Genomic DNA, 19,306 nt, shown 5'->3' on the forward strand with positions numbered 1-19,306 from the left:
GTTTTCGCACGCACCAAGGAGAAAATGCCGTCAAGCGGCAATTGGCCGTTTCCGCACGCTTTCGGTAGCGCGATCAGCCGTTTGACGATCCCTCCTGAACACCATACGGTTCGGCATCATCACGAGTATTACAGGCGATTTCATGGCTTTCAATTTCAGGCTTGCCGCAGTTCTTGCGGTTTCGGCATTTTCCCTTTCCGCTGAAGCGCATGCCGCTTCCACGAACCCGTTCTTTTCGGCGAGCACGCTGCCCTATCAGGCCCCCCGTTTCGATCAGATCACAGACAGCGACTACGCCCCGGCCTTCGAGCGCGGAATGGCTGAGCATCTGCGCGAAATCAAGGCGATCGCCAACAACCGCGCAGCGCCAACCTTCGACAACACCATTGCCGCCATGGAACGCGCGGGCCAGACGCTCAACCGCGTGCAAATGACGTTCTATGGTGTCTACCAGGCCAACACCGACGATACGCTGGACAAGGTGCAGAGCCAGGAAGCGCCCCGCCTGACCGCCCATGAAGATGAGGTCTATCTGAACGCGAAGCTCTTCGCCCGCGTGAAGTCCCTCTATGACCGGCGAGAAAAGCTCAACCTGACACCCGAACAGGCGCAGCTTCTCGACATCTATTACCAGCAGTTCGTCCATGCCGGTGCCCAGCTCTCAGCAGCAGACAAGACGAAGCTGCGCGCGATCAACACGCGCCTTTCCAACCTTGAAACGCAGTACGAGCAGAAGCTGATTGCCAGCGCCAAGAATGGCGCCCTGATCGTGGACAGCAAAAAAGCGCTGGCCGGTCTGGATGACAACACGATCGCCTCGGCCGCCAAGGCCGCGCAGGAGCGGGGCCTGACCGGCAAATGGGTCATCCCCCTTCAGAACACGACGCAGCAGCCGGCCCTGTCTTCCCTGACGGACCGCGAAACCCGTCAGGCCCTGTTCGAGCAGAGCTGGACCCGTGCCGAGAAGGGCGACGAGAACGACACCCGCGCCACGATCGCCGAACTGGCAGAACTCCGTGCGCAGAAAGCCGCACTCTTCGGCTATCCGAATTTCGCCGCCTATACGCTGTACGATCAGATGGCCAAGACGCCGGAAGCTGCGGAAAACTTCATGCAGCAGCTCGTCCCGGCCACGGTTGCCGAACAGAAGCGCGAAGCCGAGGTTCTTCAGAAGGCCATCCGCAAGGACGGCGCTAAGTTTGATCTGAAACCCTGGGACTGGGAGCATTATTCCGATCAGGTGCGCCGCGCGAAGTACAATCTCGATCAGGATGAAATCAAGCCGTATTTCGAGCTCAAAACGGTCCTGACGGATGGCGTATTCTTTGCCGCCAACCAGCTTTACGGGATCACGTTTCAGCAGCGGACGGATATCCCCGTCTATCAGCCTGACGTCATGGTCTTTGAAGTTCATGACAAAGACGGCTCTCCGCTGGGCCTGATGTATTTCGATTACTTCAAGCGGGACAACAAGTCCGGCGGCGCGTGGATGTCCAACTTCGTCGGGCAGTCCAAGCTGCTTGGGACGAAGCCCGTCATCTACAACGTCGCCAACTTTACCAAGGCAGCCCCCGGCCAGCCGCAGCTCATCACGTCCGACGACGTGACGACGATGTTCCACGAATTTGGTCATGCCCTGCATGGTCTGTTCGCGGACCAGACCTATCCGTCGCTGTCTGGCACGAGCGTGGCGCGCGACTTTGTGGAATTCCCGTCGCAGTTCAACGAGAACTGGGCGCTGGATCCGAAGGTCCTGTCGCATTACGCCCGGCACTACAAGACCGGCGCTCCGATGCCCAAGGCCCTGGTCGAGAAGATCCGCAAGGCAGCACATTTCAATCAGGGCTATGCGCTGGGTGAGATCGTGGCTGCAGCCGAGCTGGACATGAAATGGCACAGCCTGCCCGCGACGGCACCGCGTCAGGACGTGGACAAGTTCGAAAGCGACGCGCTGAACAGCACGGGGCTGGACGTCGCAGCCGTTCCGCCGCGTTATCGTTCAAGCTACTTCCTGCATATCTGGTCCAACGGATATTCCGCCGGCTATTACGCCTATCTGTGGACGGAAATGCTGGATCAGGACGTGTTCTCCTGGTTCCAGGATCATGGTGGCCTGACGCGTGAGAATGGTCAGCGCTTTCGCGACATGATCCTCTCGAAGGGGCACACCATGGATTACGGCCCGATGTTCCGCGCCTTCTACGGCCGCGACCCGGATATCACCCCGATGCTGGTGCATCGTGGGCTTGTTTCCGAACAGGGCAAGTAATCACCAGCCGGGAGGAAAGACCTGATCTTTCCTCCCGGTCTTTTCTTTCTGGACAAAAACATGCCGACACCCATGCGCAGAATGAGCTTCCTTCCTTTTTGCGGCCCATTCCTTGCGATGCTTGCCGTGCTGTATTTCGGCCTGAAGACCTTCTTCGGCCTCGGAGCCCCACCTTTTGGCGATGAATCCGGCCATATTCTCGGCGGACTGGCCATCGTCAGGGGCGATATCCTGTATCGCGATTATATCGACGCGCACGGCCCGCTAATTTTTGCCCTGTCCTGGCTCGTCGGCCTGGTGACCGATTTCCGCCACGCCTATCTCATGCGGCTCATCCCGGTTGTCTGCACGATGGCCAGCGCCGTGGCCGTTTTCCTGTCCCCCGCGCTCAGAAAACCGTCTGCTCGGTGCCTTGCGACTGCGGCATGGCTTGTCGCAATGGGCGCGCAGTGGACGATCCAGGCGTTCAACATGGACAGTTACTGGACCATTGGTGGTGATCTGCTTGCTGCCGCCATGGCATTGCTGGTTCTTCCGGTTCTGCTGGGAGACGAGGTCGGTTGCTGGCAGGCGCGATGTGGTGGGGCCTGCATCGCTCTTCTGCCGCTTACGGCGTATTCCTTCGGTCCGACAGCCGTCCTGCTGGGGCTGGTCGTCATTGCCGTAAGACGCCCGGGCTACTGGAGCGGGATTCTGCAGGTTCTGCTCGGCGCTGGTGCGGCACTCGCCCTCAGCGGGCTCTGGATGGCGGTTTACGGCGATCTGGGCGGTATGATCGCCTATCACTTCGTCGCCAACCAGTTCTATTATGCCCCTTATATCGACGTGGGCCTTGGCACCCTGTTCCTCAGCCTTGTTCCATCCTTCCGGCCCGATACCACGATCCAGTCCCTGGCCGTGATCTGCTTCGTGATCGGCAGTCTTCTCGTTCTCGCAACATCCCGGCACAGATTGTCAGCCCTGCTGCTCATCGGCGCGGTTCTGATGATGCAGGTGCGCGGCGCGTTCGGGTTTCAGGACGGAACATTCATCATGGGCGCGCTCACCCTCTGCGTTCTGATGATGATGCGCGTGTTGCAGTCCCATGACCGTGCGGCACCCTGCATCGCGCTCGCCTTCTGTGCCCTCTATGTCATCGGGGTCCGGCACGCCGTTTCCTCACCGCATGGCATGACACGGCAGCAGTTGCGTCAGGCCGGCTTTCATCCGATCCGCGAAAACAGGGATGTCGGTTTCGTCAAAGCCATTCAGGCCCATTCCCGCCCGGACGAACGCATTCTGGTCATTCCCTATAACCCGGATGTCTATATTTACGCGGGCCGCCTCTCCATGAAGAAATATCATGAATACCTGCCATGGGAGGCGGATTACGCGCGTCACCCCTGGGGCGGCTATGAGCGTGACCTGTGCCATGACCTTCCGCAGGATCTTCCGCCCGTCATCTATTTCGATGATTACCATGTGTGGGGCAGGTGGGCGCCTGCGGATTTCATGCCCTGCGTCCTGAAAGTACTCGCACAGGATTATCAGCGCGATCCGGTTGAAAAGAGCGTCTATATCCGCCGTGATCGTGTGGACCCGGCGGCACTGAAAGACGCCGGTCCGATTTCTTCTTCCCAGAACCGTAACTGAAGATATGGTCTTGCCATGACACAGAAGACATTCCCCCGACGCAGCCTGTTTCTCGCCACTGCCCTGACAGCGGTTCTTCTCGCTCCGGTCACCGGTCATGCCGACCCGACTGCCGAGATCAGCCCGTCGCGTATGTCGGAGACGATGAAAATCCTGGCCTCCGACCGGTTCGAGGGCCGTGCTCCCGGAACGGAAGGGGAGAAGGTCACGGTTCCCTGGCTGATCGCGCAATACAAGGCTCTGGGGCTTGAGCCGGCTGGCGAAAATGGCGGATGGACGCAGACTGTTCCCATGATCCGCACCAGAACCGCCGCGAACGGTTCCATCAGTGCCCGGACCGGCGGCAGGACGCTCCCCCTGATCCAGCTTCAGGATATTTATCTCTCGACGTTGCTGCCGGAAGACCGGCTTCAGGTCAAAAATGCTCCGATGGTTTTCGTGGGCTATGGCGTGCACGCGCCGGAGCGTCACTGGGATGATTTCAAGGGCGTTGATCTGAAGGACAAGGTCGCGGTTTTCCTCGTCAACGATCCCGATTTCGATGCGGCTCCCGGTGAACCCGTCGCCGGTCGCTTCGGCGGCAAGACCATGACGTATTACGGCCGCTGGACCTACAAATACGAGGAAGCCGCCCGCCGTGGTGCCGTCGCTGCCCTGATCGTGCACGACACGGCAGGCGCGTCCTATCCTTGGAGCACGGTCGTGGCCCCGGGCGGTGAGGCCTATGACGTGGAACATGCCGACACCGAAAGTCGCCCCGTTCCCGTGCAGGGCTGGCTTGAGGGCAAAGCGGCCGCCGCACTGTTCCAACAGGCCGGGTTGGATCTTGAGGCCCTGCGCATCAAGGCCCGTTCCGAGAGCTTCCGTCCCGTCACGCTGAAGCACACGACATTCTCAGCCGACCTGCCGGTCACGGTCGATCGTCTGCAAAGCCAGAACGTGCTCGCCAAGATCACGGGCGCGAAATATCCGGACGAGACCGTCATGTTCGGTGCCCACTGGGACGCTTACGGCAAGAGCACCGACGCACAGGGGAACACTGTCATCCGTCGTGGCGCGATCGACGACGGCTCGGGAATTGCAGCCCTGTTCGAAATCGCCCGCGCCTTCAAGGCCGGACCGAAGCCCGACCGGACCATACGTTTCGCCGCCTGGACAGGCGAGGAGCGCGGTCTGCTGGGATCAGGCTGGTACGTCGCCCATCCGCTGGCGCCGCTGGACAAGACGGCAGCCAATCTGACGATGGACGTGCTCCAGATGGCAGGACCTGCGCATAACGCCTTTATCATCGGGGCAGGGCAGGACACGCTTCAGGAGCAGTTCGCTGCCGCCGTGGCTCTTCAGGGCCGCACCGCACAGCCGGAAGCCATGCCCGAGCGTGGCGCATTCTATCGCGCGGATCATCTCCCCTTCGCGCGTGCCGGCGTCCCGGTTCTTGCTGTCATGGACATGGCGGGCAAGTTCGATCTTCTGAAGGGCGGAACGGAAGCGGGTGGCAAATGGCTGACGGCCTACATGGCCTGCTACCATCAGGCCTGCGATGCCTGGAGCCCGGACTGGGATGTGCGGGGTGCCGCGCAGGACGTCTGGGCCGTGTGGAAAGTCGGACATGACGTGGCCTTCTCGCATGACTGGCCACAATGGAAGGCTGGTTCGGAATTCGCCGCCATCCGCCAGAAAAACGCTCCGGCTACGGTTCAGTAAGGAACGCCTTTCCGGTTCCGTCAGATCGTCCAGGGCGGAACCGGCCCATAGCGTTCAACTAGAAAATCGATCATCGCCCGGATCTTGAGCGGGACATGAGGCGTCGGAGCATAGACAGCATGCAGTTCCGGCCCCGTCATGACGGGCACATCAAGCGGTAGCGGAACCAGCCGACCTGATTTCAGCTCATCCGAAACGATGAATGTCGGCTGATAGATGATGCCCTGTCCGGCTACGGCAGCCTCGCGCAGGATATCGCCGTTATTGGCATGCATGGGGCCGCTGACCGGAACCGTGCGCTCGCCGTTCGGACCAAAGCTCCAGCGCGCGCTGCTGATTTCGTCACCGAGCGTGTAACCCAGACAGCGGTGGTTAGGCAGGTCGGCAACGCTGCGGGGCGTGCCATACTCTTCCAGATAGGATGGCGCCGCGCAGACCACGAAATCGACCTGCGCCAGCCGACGCGACCGCAACGCGCTCGATGGCATCCGCCCGATGCGCAGCGTCAGATCCCATCCTTCGGTAATCGGATCAATCCTCCGGTCATCCAGCCCCAGTTCGACCGTGACAAGGGGATGGCGTCGGCTGAACTCCGGCAGGATCGGTCCGACATGGCGGATGGCGAACGAGACCGGCGCATTCAGGCGCAGAAGCCCGCGCGGCTCCTGGTTTTCCGCCGAGACTTCCTGTTCCATCTCTTCCAGATCCGTCAGGATTCTCTGACTGCGGATGAAAAAGAGACGCCCCGGTTCCGTCAGCGACAGCCTGCGCGTGCTGCGATGGAACAGCGAAATCCCCAGCCGGCTTTCCAGAGCGGCAATATGTTTCGTGACCATCGTCTGCGACAGACCCAGTGAGCGTGCGGCTCCTGAAAAGCTGCCCTGAGCCACGACCTTTGCAAAAACCTGCATGCCCGTGAAGCGATCAAGCATTCACTTCACACTCCTGGTGTCAGATCCTATCCCGGATCAGGGAATTATTCTTTTCGGGTGAGGGTGGCAAGATCAGTCCCATCGCACGGAACGGAGGCACTCACCATGACCCTGAAAGATCAGGACACTATGCGGCAACCCGTTCTTTTCCTGCCGCATGGAGGTGGCCCGTGCTTCTTCATGGAGTGGGGGACGACATGGGATCGCATGGCAGCCTATCTCCGTTCTGTAGGGCCCTCCCTGGCACGTCGTCCGGACGCCATTGTGGTCATGTCCGGTCATTGGGAAACGTCGGATATGGTCGTCGGATCAGCGGCCCATCCGTCGCTGATCTACGATTATTACGGCTTTCCCCCGCACACCTATCAGCTTGAATATCCCGTACCCGGATCGCCGATCGTGGCAGGGAAAATCCGCGATCTCCTGCGTCACAGGGGTATGGCCTGTACGGAAAATGCCACGCGAGGGCTGGATCACGGGGTGTTCATTCCCTTCATGCTCGCATTTCCCGATGCGGATATCCCGGTTGTAGAGATTTCCCTGCCCGGGTCGCTGGATGCTGCTGACGTCCTGAAACTCGGGAAGATGCTGGCGCCTCTGCGGGACGAAAACATCCTGATCGTGGGCACGGGCATGACTTACCACAACATGCGCCATCTGATGCGCCCCGATGCCGTGTCCGACGCCAGATCCGTCGCATTCGACACCTGGCTTCAGCAGGCGGTCGAGGCTCCGCCCGCTCGTCGCACACAGAGCCTGCTGGACTGGGAGCACGCCCCGTTTGCGCGGGAGTGCCACCCTCAGCCGGAACATCTCCTGCCGTTGATGTTCGCCGCCGGAGCCGCGGGAACCGACGCGGGCCATCGCGATTACAACGATATCGTCATGGGGAAGGCCCTGTCCGGTTTCCGGTTCGGCTGATCTCCTCGATTCACTTCATCAAGAAAGATCATGACATCATGAAAACACGTTTCCTCAAGGGCGCAGGCGCTGCGTTCGCTCTCGTCCTCCTGTCTTCCACGGCTTATGCCGCCAACCCTGCCGATGTGCAGTCCGGCGCCTATACGGTCGAGACCAGCCATACGCAGATCGGCTTCTCCGTGCTGCATTTTGGCTTCACCTATTATTCCGGCCAGCTTTCCGGCGTCACCGGCGCGCTTCAGCTTGATACGGCCCATCCGGAGGCCTCGCATCTGAACGTGACCATCCCGGTTTCGAGCATCTCGACCACCAGCACGGTTCTGACGGGCGAACTCAAGAACAGTGAATGGTTCGATGTCGCAAAATATCCGGATGCGACCTTCGTCTCGACGCAGGTCCGCCGCACGGGCACGGATGAGGCCCTGGTGACCGGCAACCTGACGCTGCACGGCGTCACGCACCCGGAAGTCCTGCACGTCCATTTCGTGGGCGCAGGCGTCAACCCGATGGACAAGGCTTATACGGTCGGCTTTCAGGCTGAAGCGACGATCCATCGTAGCGATTTCGGCGTGAAGAAATATGTCCCCTATGTCGGCGATGACGTGACGCTGACGATTGCCGGGGCGTTTGAGAAGACTGCCACGAAATAACGCGCATAAAAAAACGGCCCACTTTCGTGGGCCGTTTTCTTTTTCAGACTGTCCGGAAAAATCAGGACGTCTTGCGGACTTTCCATCCGGTTTCCTTGAGCAGGAAGCCGAGCACAATGGCAATTCCGATACCGACGACCAGCGGCAGGAAAGCCGTATGGAACTGTTCCATCGTCTCCGGCGCATCCTTGCCCATGAGGGCGGAAACGAGCGGCGACATGATGCCGGTCGTGCCGAACACGAGGAAATTCATGACGCCAGCGGCTGTTCCCTTGACCTCGGGCGGATTGACTTCCTTCATCGAGGAGAACGGGATCATGGCAGCACCGGACGCAATACCCATGATCAGCGCCACGGAGTAGTGCGGCATAACGCCGACCGGCACGTAAAGTGCGCAGAGCGACGCTGCCAGCAGCACCAGTGCGCCGCCGATCATGACAGGCTTGCGACGGCCGATCTTGTCGGAAATCCAGCCCAGAAGCGGGCAGCCGATCACCCAGCCGATGGGGACCATCGACACGTCCGTCGCCGCAAAGCCCATCGTCGTGTGCTCGCCTTTGCTCAGCATCAGTGCACCCCAGCCCAGAGCACCGATCGTGGTCGGCACGAACAGCAGGCCACCGGCAAGACCGGCAATCCAGCTCTGCGGGTTGGAGAAGATGATCTTGAACGGACGCAGCAGGTTGGCCATGGAAAAATCGCCATGGTGCTGGGCGCTGTCACCCGTATCGCGCGGCATGACGAAAAAGACCGCCACAGCCAGCAGGAGCCCGATGACACCAAAGCCCAGCCAGACCGACTGCCAGGGGATGTGGAACGACCCATGCGGATCGATCAGGATGCGCGTCGGCTTGGAGCCGAAGGCGGCCCCCGCCATACCCATGCACTGCGTCAGACCGACGAAAAGCGCCAGCGTCCGGGCCGGAAGATAGCGCGCGGCAACATAGGATGCACCGACGAACGCGCAGATCGCACCAATACCCTGGATGATGTAGCCGCCAATACCCGCAACCAGGCTGCCCTGGCCGAAGATCAGACAGCCCACGCCCGTGATGGCAATGAACATCGGCATGATGGCATGGGCGCCATAGCGGTCCAGCAGCACGCCCACGGCGAGGGCCATCAGCGCGTAGACGATGTAATAGGACGCAATCATCAGGCCGAGATGACTGTTGCCCCAGGCCTGAGTCAGCTCATCCTGCATGATGCCGGGGGCGGAACGGATGGCATACTGATAGAAGTAGAACAGCGCGCACAGGAACCACGACAGCACATAAAGCGGCTGAAGTTTCTGCGGTTGCGTCGGGGACGGATTCAGGGGCTTGGGCGGCGCCTGAGTTGTTGTGCCAGACATGAAATTCTCCAGAGTGTCATGGCTGGCCTGTCAGACCGGAAACCATGACTGTGAGGGCGCGAAAGTCTTGAAAAAAGCGTGTTTGCCGGTTGGAATTATTTGTCAGGTAATGTGAATATTTCACCAGATGTTATTGCTGGAAGGGGTAATAACGGAAGGTCACATACACCGTATGTCCATAAGTCGTGGGATCGACGGCATGATCCGCGCCGTCATTCCCTTTGAAGGCGAACTTCCGGATATAGGTGTACTGAAGCCCGCCCATGACACTGCCGTAATGGCCGTCCAGGAAGTGCCACCAGCCGCCCGTCGTCAGGGAGGCCAGCGTTCTTGTCTGGGCAGAGCACGTTCCGAATTCGTATTCACAGCCGGAGAGGTTCAGGTCCGTCGCGCCATACCCATGCTGGATGCCGTCGGCGCCCAGATAGGTGCGGCGTCCCGCGCTCTCCACACCGCCATAGGTGTAAAGCAGCACGGACCGCGCCGGATGTCCGACCAGCCCGAGCGATCCCATGATTTCCGGGATCGGAGTAGGATTGCCGTTGCTGTCGAAGGTCGTATCGGGAATGAGACTGGGCCCGTAACGTCCGACACCCTGACCGGCGAGCACGTTTCCGGTCAGTTGAAGCTTGTCCGTCCCGAGCGGCACGGTCATGCCAGCGCCCACGCCACCGCCGAACTGCGTGCTTTTGTGGGTATGGTTCTCGCCAGCCGGCTGAACCAGTCCACGGAACCAGCGGGCAAGGCCAAAGACCTCATAATGCCCGAAGGACGTATCAATCGCTGTCTTGAGGACGATGTCAGGTGCCGGATTGTAGCTGTACTGCGTGTTCGGGTTCAGCAGGACGCCACCGCTGTTGGCGTAATAGACCCGCGGCCCGGCCAGACGGCCGTAGCTGGCCGGGAGGGTCCCGCCGGAGCTGAGCGTATCGGAGAAACCGACCGTCGCCTGGGGATCCTCGATCGACAGCGCGATCCAGTATTTCTTGTCCCAGTCCTTGGCGATGCGGATCTGCGGGACACGGGTAAAGGTAATGCCCGGGATCTGGTTGTTATCCGTCACGGCCGGGAGCTGTTCCTGACGGGGAATGACGCCCTTGGCATAGTTGGTCGTCAGGCTCCAGGCCTGGCCCATCAGGACGTGCAGCCCCCAGTCCTTCTGTGTGAACGTGAAATATCCCTGCCGCAGACGGGGGGTATAACCGTTGATCTGCACACTGTTGGTCGTCCCGCCAGACCCGCCGAAATCGCTCTCAACATAAGCCTGAAGACGGACGGACTTGGTCGGATTGGCTTCCAGAAGCGTGGAGAAACGCGAAAGCTGTGCGGAGAACCGTTCCTCGCTCAGCCCGTGATTGGGACTGTTGGCATACGGGAAATTGTTCCACGCCGTCGCAGGTCCACTGGTCATGTTCGAACTTCTCCAGATGTTGGAGAAATCGATGAACCCGCCCAGCCTGACCGTCAGATTGCCAATCTGGAAGACCGGCGGAAGATGATCCACTTCCGTCTGGGTAATGGCGAGCGGACTGGACGATGTCAGGTCGATGGATGTCCGGTGTGCTTCGTTGTGCTGGTTGCCCAGCCACTGGAACAGCGGCGGGGGTGTTTGGTGGGCCGGTGTAACGATCGGGGTTGAGGGGACCGTTGCGGATCCTGCCGTGACGCTGTCCGGAGCGAAACCTGATGTTGAAACCGGCATGATCCCGCTGCTGCGGCGGGGAATGCTGCTGGCCGGAGAGGATGGCGATGTTGCTGCGCGGGCGGTTTCGATTTTTGGGGTCTCGCCCTTTATCGGCACCCTGCGCGCGACGGAGGTCTTCGGGGCATTTGGACGGGCCGCATGGGAAGCCGAGCCTGCATGGCGGCGTTGCTCGATGGCCTGAAGACGGCCTTCGAGCATGCGCATCTCCGCCTTGATTGCGGCCAGTTCCTGGTCATCGGCGCTCTGGGCAAAGGCAGGAAGGGGGGAGCCAATGAAGAAGACAGCACCCAGAAGCAGTCTGTACCGTCTGGGCAGGTAATTTCCCGTGATCTTCAGGCCACCGAGAGGAGACACACTTTTCCCTTCCTAAAATCCGTCCAAGGAATTCCATCAGTTACCCGACCGCCATGTCGGGCATGTCGATGGGCACTACCCGTCAGGAGAGACTTACGCGTTCACGGAAGTTTGAAAATTGATATATCTCAAAAATAACGAAAATTACACATTATTTATGGATCAGAATAACAACTTACCACGCTTCATGGAAGTATATTTACTATCCTGTCGTGGGTATTTAACGATTTTCATATTGGAGACAGGATACCGAGGAGGGGTTATTCAAATACAGCCCTCCTCAATAATGATTCCTGTATTTTCTTATTTGGTCTTCTTTTTCTTGCCCTTGGAGCGCTTTTCCTTTGCCGCGCTCTGGGACGGGGCGGATGTTCCACCCTTTGCCCGCTCGATGACGAACCTGGCGTAATCATCCATGTCGCCATCGAAGGGGACGATCTGGTTGTCTGCCGCGAGCCAGAGCCGGTCCGCGACCAGTTCCATGAGCGAGCGGTCATGGGTGATGAGGATGACCGCGCCTTCGTAACTGTTCAGGGCGTCCAGCAGGGCGCGGCGGCTGTCGATGTCCAGATGGTTGGTCGGTTCATCGAGGATCAGCAGATGCGGGGCGGCCATGGCGACCATGTTCAGGAGCAGGCGCGCACGCTCACCACCGGACAGGGCCTCGACCTTGGTGCCCTGCTTTTCGAAATGAATGCCGAACTGCGCCAGACGGGAGCGATGGGACTGATCGCTGTCCGTTGGTCGAGCCTCCCGCATGATGTCGAGCGGGGTCTGTTCGGGGTCGAGCGCCTCGATCTGGTGCTGATGGAACCAGCCGACCTCGATACGGGGGGAGCGGGAGACTTCTCCGGAGCGGACTTCGAGAGCGCCGGCGATCATTTTCGCAAAAGTGGACTTGCCGGCACCGTTGACACCAAGCAGGCCAATACGGTCATCCACGTCCAGCCTGAGGTTCAGATCCCGCAGGATGGCGGGATCGTCACCATAGCCGACTTCCACATTCTCCAGCCGGATCAAAGGGGGTGCGAGCGGACGGGCGGGCGAGGGCAGCAGGAACGGCGAGACCGAAGCCTCGATTGTGGTTTCGATCGGCGTCAGTTTGGCAAGACGCTTGACGCGGCTCTGGGCCTGGGCGGCTTTGGCGGCCGAGGCCTTGAAGCGGTCCACGAAAGACTGGAGATGGGCGCGCTCTGCTTCCTGCTTGGCGCGGGTGGCGCTTTGCAGGCGAATCTTCTCGGCGCGCTGGCGCTCGAAATCGTCATAGCCGCCGGTATAGAGTTCCAGCTTTCCTTCCGTGACGTGCAGCGTGAAATCGACGGAGTTGTTCAGCAGTTCGCGGTCATGGCTGATGATGAGCGCGGAATGCGGATAGCGGGCCAGGCGCGCTTCCAGCCACAGGGCGCCTTCGAGATCGAGATAGTTCGTTGGTTCATCGAGCAGCAGCAGGTCAGGCTCGGCAAACAGCGCGGCAGCGAGTGCCACACGCATTCGCCAGCCGCCGGAGAACTCGGCCATTGGGCGATCAAGGTCAGCGGTGGAAAAGCCCAGACCGTTGAGAATTTCCGCGGCGCGGGAGGGTGCGCTGTCGGCGTCGATTTCGATCAGGCGCATCCAGATATCGCCCATCCGCTCCGGATCGGCCGTTTCCAGCTCGGCCATGAGGGCCGCGCGTTCCGTGTCGGCCGCGAGGATCGTGTCGATCAGGCTGATGGGGGTGGCGGGGTGTTCCTGATCCACGGTCGCCACGCGGGCGGCGCGGGGGATGACGATTTCACCGGAATCCGGCTGAAGCTCGCCCTTGATCAGTTTGAAAAGTGTGGATTTCCCGACGCCGTTCCGGCCGACCAGAGACACCTTGGACGGGTTGGGCAGGTTGGCGCTTGCACGATTGAAGAACTGTCGTCCCCAGGCGTTGAAGACAAGGTTTTCGATCTGAAGCATGGGGCAGGATGGTCCGGTGGCGGTAAAACGGGAGCGCCATCCCTATAACAGTTTGACCGCCCCGGACAGGGACGAGGCGGATCTTTTCCGCCTCGCCTGGGTGTTGTGTCAGTGGGGGCGAGCGGCAAGCCAGTCGTGGATCTGGCTCTGGGTCGCCTGAACCGCTTCCTGACGGGCGGCAACGGTGTTGAGGGCATGGGCCGTGGCAATCTTGGCTCCGGTCGTCTTGCTGGAAGACGGATCCTTCTGAAGCTCGGCCAGAATGTCAGGATTGTTGGAATGTCCTGCGATGGCGGGCAGGAATCCGTCCTGTGACCAGGGGGCCAGATGCGTGCGGATCTCGGCCTCATGCTGGCGGACCAGCTTCCAGACGAGGTCCGGATTTTCGCTGGCAGAAGCGATGGACGACAGTGCCATGGAAATACGGCCGTTCGGAATGGCGCCGCTATAGGCCAGTTCTACATTGCGACGGATCAGGTCCGGGTCCGTGGCATTGGCGAGGGCCTGGAACAGGCGGAGCTTGAGTTCGGTTGCCTGTGTGTCACGGACCTTCTTTGTCATGATCTCGTAGGTTGCGGCGTCGGTATGCTTCATCGCAAGGGCCGAGACCGTACCGACCAGATCGGGACGCAGGGAGGCCGGGTTCTTCAGCCAGAGTGCGAAACGGCGCTTGGCTTCGGCCAGCACGGCCGGATCATTGAAGGTGCCGAGCGCCGAGATGACGGACGGGCGCAGCATTGTGTCCAGCACGCTTTCATGCGGCTTCTGGTCCCAGCCGAGACGCTTCAGGACTGGTGCAAGGCGGCTGCGGGCATAGGCCTGGAATGCAGGGCGGTCCGGGCTGCCGATTTCATAGAAATCGAGCGTTTCCAGCTTGCCGATGATTTCCTCAAGCGTGGCGATATCGGTCTCATGCGCGGCGGTCAGCCGGTCCACGAGGTCGAAATAGGAGGACAGCGCGCCATGCCCGGCCCGGAACTGCGCGAACTGGTCGCCAAGGATGTTGGCGCGGTCCACGGGAGCAAATTTGGAAATCGATGCGGCGATCGGGGCGAAGGCCACGTCGTCGTAATGCACGCGGTAATACCCGCTCTCGCCCAGATCGAGCTTGAGAGGCGCATTGCAGCGGGGCAGGGTAAAGGTGGCGGGTTCCGCACCAAGCACCAGCTTGCGGGTCTCAAGGCCGGGGCCGCCTGCGACAACCGGAATGTTCCAGGTCAGGGCCTTCGCATTCGGGTCGTGGATCGTGAAGCGGCTTTGCGTCAGGGTGTAGGTTGTCTGGCCGTTCTTGCAGATTGCCGCGACATTGACCTGCGGGATACCGGGCTGTTCGGTGAAGCTGCGGGCGACCTTGCCGACATCCTGTCCCGACGTGCCGGAGAGTGCGTTCCACAGATCCTGACTGGTCGCGTTGCCGAAGGCATGGGCCTTCATATAGGCGCGCATTCCGTCGCGGAAATGATCTTCGCCAAGCCAGCCTTCCATCATGCGGATGACCAGTTCGCCCTTGCCGTAGCTGATGCCGTCAAATGCGGAATTAGCTTCGCTGACGTTGTGGATGACCTGCTGGATCGGATGGGTCGTGGACAGGGCGTCCGTGGCCATCGTGGCTTCGCGGGTTTCGTGCTGGCGCGGCCAGATGTCCCAGTCCGGGTTCATCTTGTCCGTCGCCTTGATTTCCATCCACGAAGCAAAACCTTCGTTAAGCCAGATATTGTCCCACCAGCCCATGGTCACCAGATCGCCGGACCACTGATGCGCCATTTCATGCGCAACGACTTCATAGATCAGCTCGCGGGTGCGCGGCGTGCTGTTCTTCGGATCAAACAGCAGGACGTTGTCGATATAGGTCAGCGCGCCCCAGTTCTCCATCGCGCCGGCCTGATAGTTGCCGGGGATGGCGAGCATGTCCATCTTCGGCAGCGGATACTTGATGCCGAAATAGTCGTTGTAATAGGGCAGGATCTTCTCGGCAGCACCCAGTGCGTAAGTGCCCTGACTTTCAAGGCCGCTCGGCGCGAAGACGCGGATGGGCGTGCCGTCTGCCTTGCCATCCACGGAAGCCATGTCACCGGCCACCAGTGCGAGCAGGTAGCTCGACATGCGGGGCGTCGGGCTGAAGGAGACGCGCTTCGTCTTGGCGTCCTGCTGCGTCGTGCCGATGATCGGCATGTTGCTGACAGCCGCGTATTCGAAGGGCAGCGTGACGTTCAGCTGATAGGTTGCCTTGAAGGCGGGTTCGTCCCAGCCCGGGAACATCCGGCGTGCGTCCGCGACCTCGAACTGCGTGACCAGCATCCGCTTCGGCTTGCCGGCCGGGTCGGTGTAGTCGTCGATATAAATGCCGTTCGGCGTTTTCAGGATCGGGCCGGAATACTTGATCGCCAGCGTGTGGACGCCGGCCGGAACGGGGGCTGGGAAGTGCAGCGTGACGGTCTCGGCGGCATCATCCTGACGGATTTCGGCCTTCTGCGAGTTGTCCAGAAGGGCGCTGGCCAGTTTGAGACCTGCCTGATTGAGCGTGACGTCGGCGGTCGGGCTTTGCACTTCAACCCGGATGATCTCGTCGCCCTGAAGCGTCAGATGCTCCATGTCGGTTGTCAGATCGATGATGTAGTCCGTCGGTACGACGGTCTTGGGAAGCTGACCCGGTGTTGTGGCGAAGGAAAACGTGCCTTCAGCATGGGCGGGGAACGCGAGGGGCAGGCCTGCAAGCAGCGTTGTGAGAACCAGAAGACGGCGCATGAAACGCAGTTCCTTGAAACGGTTGAATGATGGGAAACGGAACGGACCGTTCGTTTTTGTTACGCAGACGGTGGCATAGCGTCGTCATGCCGAAAAGTGTCTCTCCCTAAAAACCTTGTCATCTCTTGACAGGTTGGGGGCTTCACGGCTTTTCATGAGGCAGAAGGCAATGGATTCTGCCTGACCGTTCCCGGTCGAACCGCTTCACCCGGAAGCTGATGATTCCTGTCCCTCGTCCCCCTTCGGACAAGACAGGAGAACTGCGTCCGTTATGAGTGAACTTCAGAATCAGCCCCGTTTTCCTGGTATTTTCAGCCTTGTGCGCCTGAGCGCGGTGCTTGTTGTGCTGTCGGTCTGTATCGGCAGTGCCTGTGCCCTGTTCCTGTGGCTTCTGGAACGCGCCACTTCGCTGCGGATCGAGCATCCGGTTCTGCTGTTTGGCCTTCCGTTGGCGGGTGTGGCGGTCGGTCTGTGTTACTTCTGGTTCGGCCGCGACGTTGAGGCCGGGGCGAACCTGATCGTGGATGAAATCCATGAACCGGGCGCGGGCGTTCAGCTACGGATGGCGCCGTTCGTGCTGATTGCCACGGTAGTGAGCCATCTGTTCGGCGCTTCCGTGGGACGGGAAGGGACCGCGATCCAGGTCGGAGGAAGTCTGGCGAGTGCCACGGCCAGACTGTTCAGGCTGCGGGCGCCGGAAACCTGTGTTCTGCTGACATGCGGCATTGCGGCGGGATTTGGTGCCGTTTTCGGGACACCCATCGCTGGCGCCGTGTTCGCCCTTGAGGTTCTGACGCTTGGGCGGCTGGACTACCGTTTTCTTCTTCCCGCCGCGATGTCATCGATCATTGCGGACTGGGCCTGCCGCGCCTGGGGCATCCATCATGCGTCCTATCCGCTGGAGTTTCAGGGAACGCTGAATTCTGATGGCTCCGTCTCGCATGTGGACATCATGCTTGTGGTGCGCGTTGCCATCGCCGCGCTGGCGTTCGGGCTGCTGAGCCGGGTGTTTGCCGAGAGCGTGCACCGTCTGGCGGCGTTCATGAAAAAGCTCTGCAAGACGCCGTGGCTGCGTCCGGCGATTGGCGGCATTCTGACCATTCTTCTGGTGATGATCGTAGGAAACCGGGATTATCTGGGGCTGGGTGTTCTGCCGGCCGAGCCGGGGGGAGCGTCGATCGTCAGTTTCTTCGGGCCGACGATCTATCCGTGGTCCTGGTTCTGGAAGCTGGTTTTCACAGTCACGGTTCTGGCGACGGGCTTCAAGGGCGGTGAAGTCACGCCGCTGTTCTTTCTGGGGGCCGCGTCGGGGAACATTCTTGCGTTCCTACTGCATGTTCCGGTGGATCTGCTGGCGGCCGTCGGGTTTGTGTCGGTCTTTGCAGGGGCGGCGAACACGCCTCTGGCCTGTACGCTGATGGGTGTGGAACTCTTCGGGGCCGGGGATATCGTCTATTTCGCGACCGGATGTTTCGTGGCCTATGCCTGCTCGGGCCATACGGGGATCTATCTGTCCCAGCGGATCGGGACGCCCAAAAGCGCGGCATGGAACCGGGTCTGCGGCATGACATTGCGCGAGGCGCGGGTGCCGCAGATCCCTGCCAGGGACTGACGAACCTTACCGTGTCCGGGTGGGTTCGTTGAGCGCCATGATCAGCGCCGCAACCCACCCGATGATGGTCCAGCCCAGAAGCACGGTTATCATCGCGATCCGGTGCTGACGGATCGTATTGCGGCGGTAGGCGATCAGGACCGGAACAAGATAGAGCGCCAGTCCCAGCGCGCCGAGAACCGCGAACAGTCCCCTGGACTTCGCGGGAACAGCCGAAGCGGAGAGGGGCTGATCCCTTTCGGGTGGTTGGGCTGCGGCGGATGAGGGCGGGTTCGGGGCCTCGTGCGGCGTGGCCGTGGGGGGAACGGGCGGGGGCACCGAAGCAGGTTCATGATTGTCCGTCACGGAGGCTATCTGCTCTGGCGTGATGTATCCCGCGCGGACGAGGAAAAGGGACAGGGCCTGCGGGAAGGGGAGCAGTTCCTTTTCCTTGGCGGAACAGGCATGGCCGTTCTGCTTTTCAGCGGGCGGTTTGAGATCGCAGGCCGAGAGGCCGAAGCCGGACTCTTTCGTGGACTGTGCATGGGCCAGCATGTCGCGCCAGCCTTCCTCGAACCGGCCCATATTGGCCATGGTCGCGACTTCATAGGCCAGAAAGCCATTGGGCTCGAAATGTCCGGACTTGATCCAGTTGTGCCGTCTGTCCGCCAGATCCTTCGCAAGATAGTCCCGATAGGCCGGATCGCGCGTGACGTTTTCAAGGACGCCATCGTGGTAGCGGGCGATGACGACAGGGGCTTCGGATCCGGCATGCGATGCAAAGGCATAGAGGAATGACTGATCGGATGTCAGGATTTCCTGTTGCCCGTTTCCGGCGATATCCACGACGTCCGGTTCTCCATCGCCGTCCATCGCTCCGAGTTCGAGATGCTGCCAACTTCTGCCGGAGCTTCCATCGGGGCGCAGATCGAATATGGATGTGAGCGAGCAGCAATGGGCACCGCCGGTATAGGCGGAGACCATGACCTGCGGGAAAGGCGATGACGCGTCCAGATGCCGTAACGACATCTTCATCTGCGCCATGCCGTCATCCTCGGTGCCGTAAGGCGTCAGGGGGAATGAGGCAGGGCGGGAGTGTGTGTTGCCGGGCTGACTGAGTGTCAGGAAGGCCATGCTGCACGGAGAGGCCGGGCTGGCATCGGCATCGGCCCAGACGACGGGCACGTTGCAGCGCGTGGTCCGACGGATGTCCAGGGTGGCAACAACACCCTGTGCGGACAGGGCGGCGTGGGTGCTGGTTCCCATTTCCGCCTGGGCAATCGGTGCGAGCGGATGGAGTGTGGCAGACCGGGCCGGAACGCCTGTGGCAAGGAGTGCCGGAAGCATGACGCCGATCAGGGTTTTCATCTTGAGGATGGTCTGTCTCCGCTTTCCTGTCATGCGGGCTCCGTGCTCCGCAGCATCAGGCATATCCCGACTTTCCTATGTAACGCCAATGGAGGATGCGGAGTTTTCATCTTCTGTAAGGAGAAGCATCCCGGAAA

At 60.6% G+C, this 19,306-nt stretch carries 12 protein-coding genes and 1 riboswitch; of the genes, 6 read left to right on the forward strand and 6 right to left on the reverse strand.

The window, feature by feature from the left end; translation table 11 throughout:
• Window positions 1-142 precede the first annotated feature (142 nt).
• The 3 genes from GLS_RS11350 (at window position 143) to GLS_RS11370 (ending at window position 5,605) form a co-directional block, all read left to right on the forward strand.
• Complete coding sequence (locus GLS_RS11350; RefSeq protein WP_041112299.1) at window positions 143-2,269, forward strand: M3 family metallopeptidase; 2,127 nt, start codon at window positions 143-145, stop codon at window positions 2,267-2,269.
• Between the two features lie 117 nt (window positions 2,270-2,386).
• Entirely contained in the window at window positions 2,387-3,901 is a 1,515-nt protein-coding gene (locus GLS_RS13540; RefSeq protein ID WP_226986580.1) for a hypothetical protein, read from the forward strand.
• Window positions 3,902-3,916: 15 nt separating this feature from the next.
• Window positions 3,917-5,605 (forward strand): M28 family metallopeptidase, encoded by a 1,689-nt coding sequence (locus tag GLS_RS11370; RefSeq protein WP_041112300.1) that lies wholly within the window; start codon window positions 3,917-3,919, stop codon window positions 5,603-5,605.
• A gap of 20 nt (window positions 5,606-5,625) precedes the next feature.
• Here GLS_RS11370 and GLS_RS11375 read toward each other — a convergent pair whose 3' ends face one another.
• A complete protein-coding gene (locus GLS_RS11375) occupies window positions 5,626-6,537 on the reverse strand; it encodes a LysR family transcriptional regulator (RefSeq protein ID WP_041112301.1) in 912 nt (303 codons plus the stop codon).
• 105 nt (window positions 6,538-6,642) lie between these two features.
• Between GLS_RS11375 and GLS_RS11380 the strand changes: the two genes are divergently transcribed.
• Window positions 6,643-7,458 (forward strand): DODA-type extradiol aromatic ring-opening family dioxygenase, encoded by an 816-nt coding sequence (locus tag GLS_RS11380; RefSeq protein WP_041112302.1) that lies wholly within the window; start codon window positions 6,643-6,645, stop codon window positions 7,456-7,458.
• Between the two features lie 38 nt (window positions 7,459-7,496).
• Entirely contained in the window at window positions 7,497-8,108 is a 612-nt protein-coding gene (locus GLS_RS11385) for a YceI family protein (RefSeq protein WP_041112303.1), read from the forward strand.
• A gap of 61 nt (window positions 8,109-8,169) precedes the next feature.
• Here the strand turns inward: GLS_RS11385 and GLS_RS11390 are convergent, their stop codons facing one another.
• The 4 genes from GLS_RS11390 to GLS_RS11405 all read right to left on the reverse strand — a co-directional run bounded on the left by GLS_RS11390 (window position 8,170) and on the right by GLS_RS11405 (window position 16,210).
• Window positions 8,170-9,462, reverse strand: a complete 1,293-nt coding sequence (locus tag GLS_RS11390; RefSeq protein ID WP_052327571.1) for an MFS transporter — start codon at window positions 9,460-9,462, stop codon at window positions 8,170-8,172.
• Between the two features lie 130 nt (window positions 9,463-9,592).
• On the reverse strand, window positions 9,593-11,521 hold the full coding sequence (locus tag GLS_RS11395; RefSeq protein ID WP_041112304.1) for a hypothetical protein: 1,929 nt from the start codon (window positions 11,519-11,521) through the stop codon (window positions 9,593-9,595).
• A 303-nt stretch (window positions 11,522-11,824) separates the two neighbouring features.
• Window positions 11,825-13,465 (reverse strand): ABC-F family ATP-binding cassette domain-containing protein, encoded by a 1,641-nt coding sequence (locus GLS_RS11400; protein ID WP_041112305.1) that lies wholly within the window; start codon window positions 13,463-13,465, stop codon window positions 11,825-11,827.
• A gap of 108 nt (window positions 13,466-13,573) precedes the next feature.
• Complete coding sequence (locus tag GLS_RS11405) at window positions 13,574-16,210, reverse strand: M1 family metallopeptidase (RefSeq protein WP_041112306.1); 2,637 nt, start codon at window positions 16,208-16,210, stop codon at window positions 13,574-13,576.
• Between the two features lie 156 nt (window positions 16,211-16,366).
• Window positions 16,367-16,445, forward strand: a riboswitch (Fluoride riboswitch).
• A 36-nt stretch (window positions 16,446-16,481) separates the two neighbouring features.
• Here GLS_RS11405 and GLS_RS11410 point away from each other — a divergent pair.
• A complete protein-coding gene (locus GLS_RS11410; RefSeq protein WP_041112307.1) occupies window positions 16,482-17,822 on the forward strand; it encodes a voltage-gated chloride channel family protein in 1,341 nt (446 codons plus the stop codon).
• A gap of 6 nt (window positions 17,823-17,828) precedes the next feature.
• Here GLS_RS11410 and GLS_RS11420 read toward each other — a convergent pair whose 3' ends face one another.
• Window positions 17,829-19,232 carry a superinfection immunity protein gene (locus GLS_RS11420; RefSeq protein ID WP_052327572.1) on the reverse strand — a complete coding sequence of 468 codons (1,404 nt, stop codon included), beginning with the start codon at window positions 19,230-19,232 and terminating at the stop codon, window positions 17,829-17,831.
• Window positions 19,233-19,306 lie beyond the last annotated feature (74 nt).

The organism is Gluconobacter oxydans DSM 3504, from assembly GCF_000583855.1.
In the GTDB taxonomy this organism is placed as follows: domain Bacteria; phylum Pseudomonadota; class Alphaproteobacteria; order Acetobacterales; family Acetobacteraceae; genus Gluconobacter; species Gluconobacter oxydans.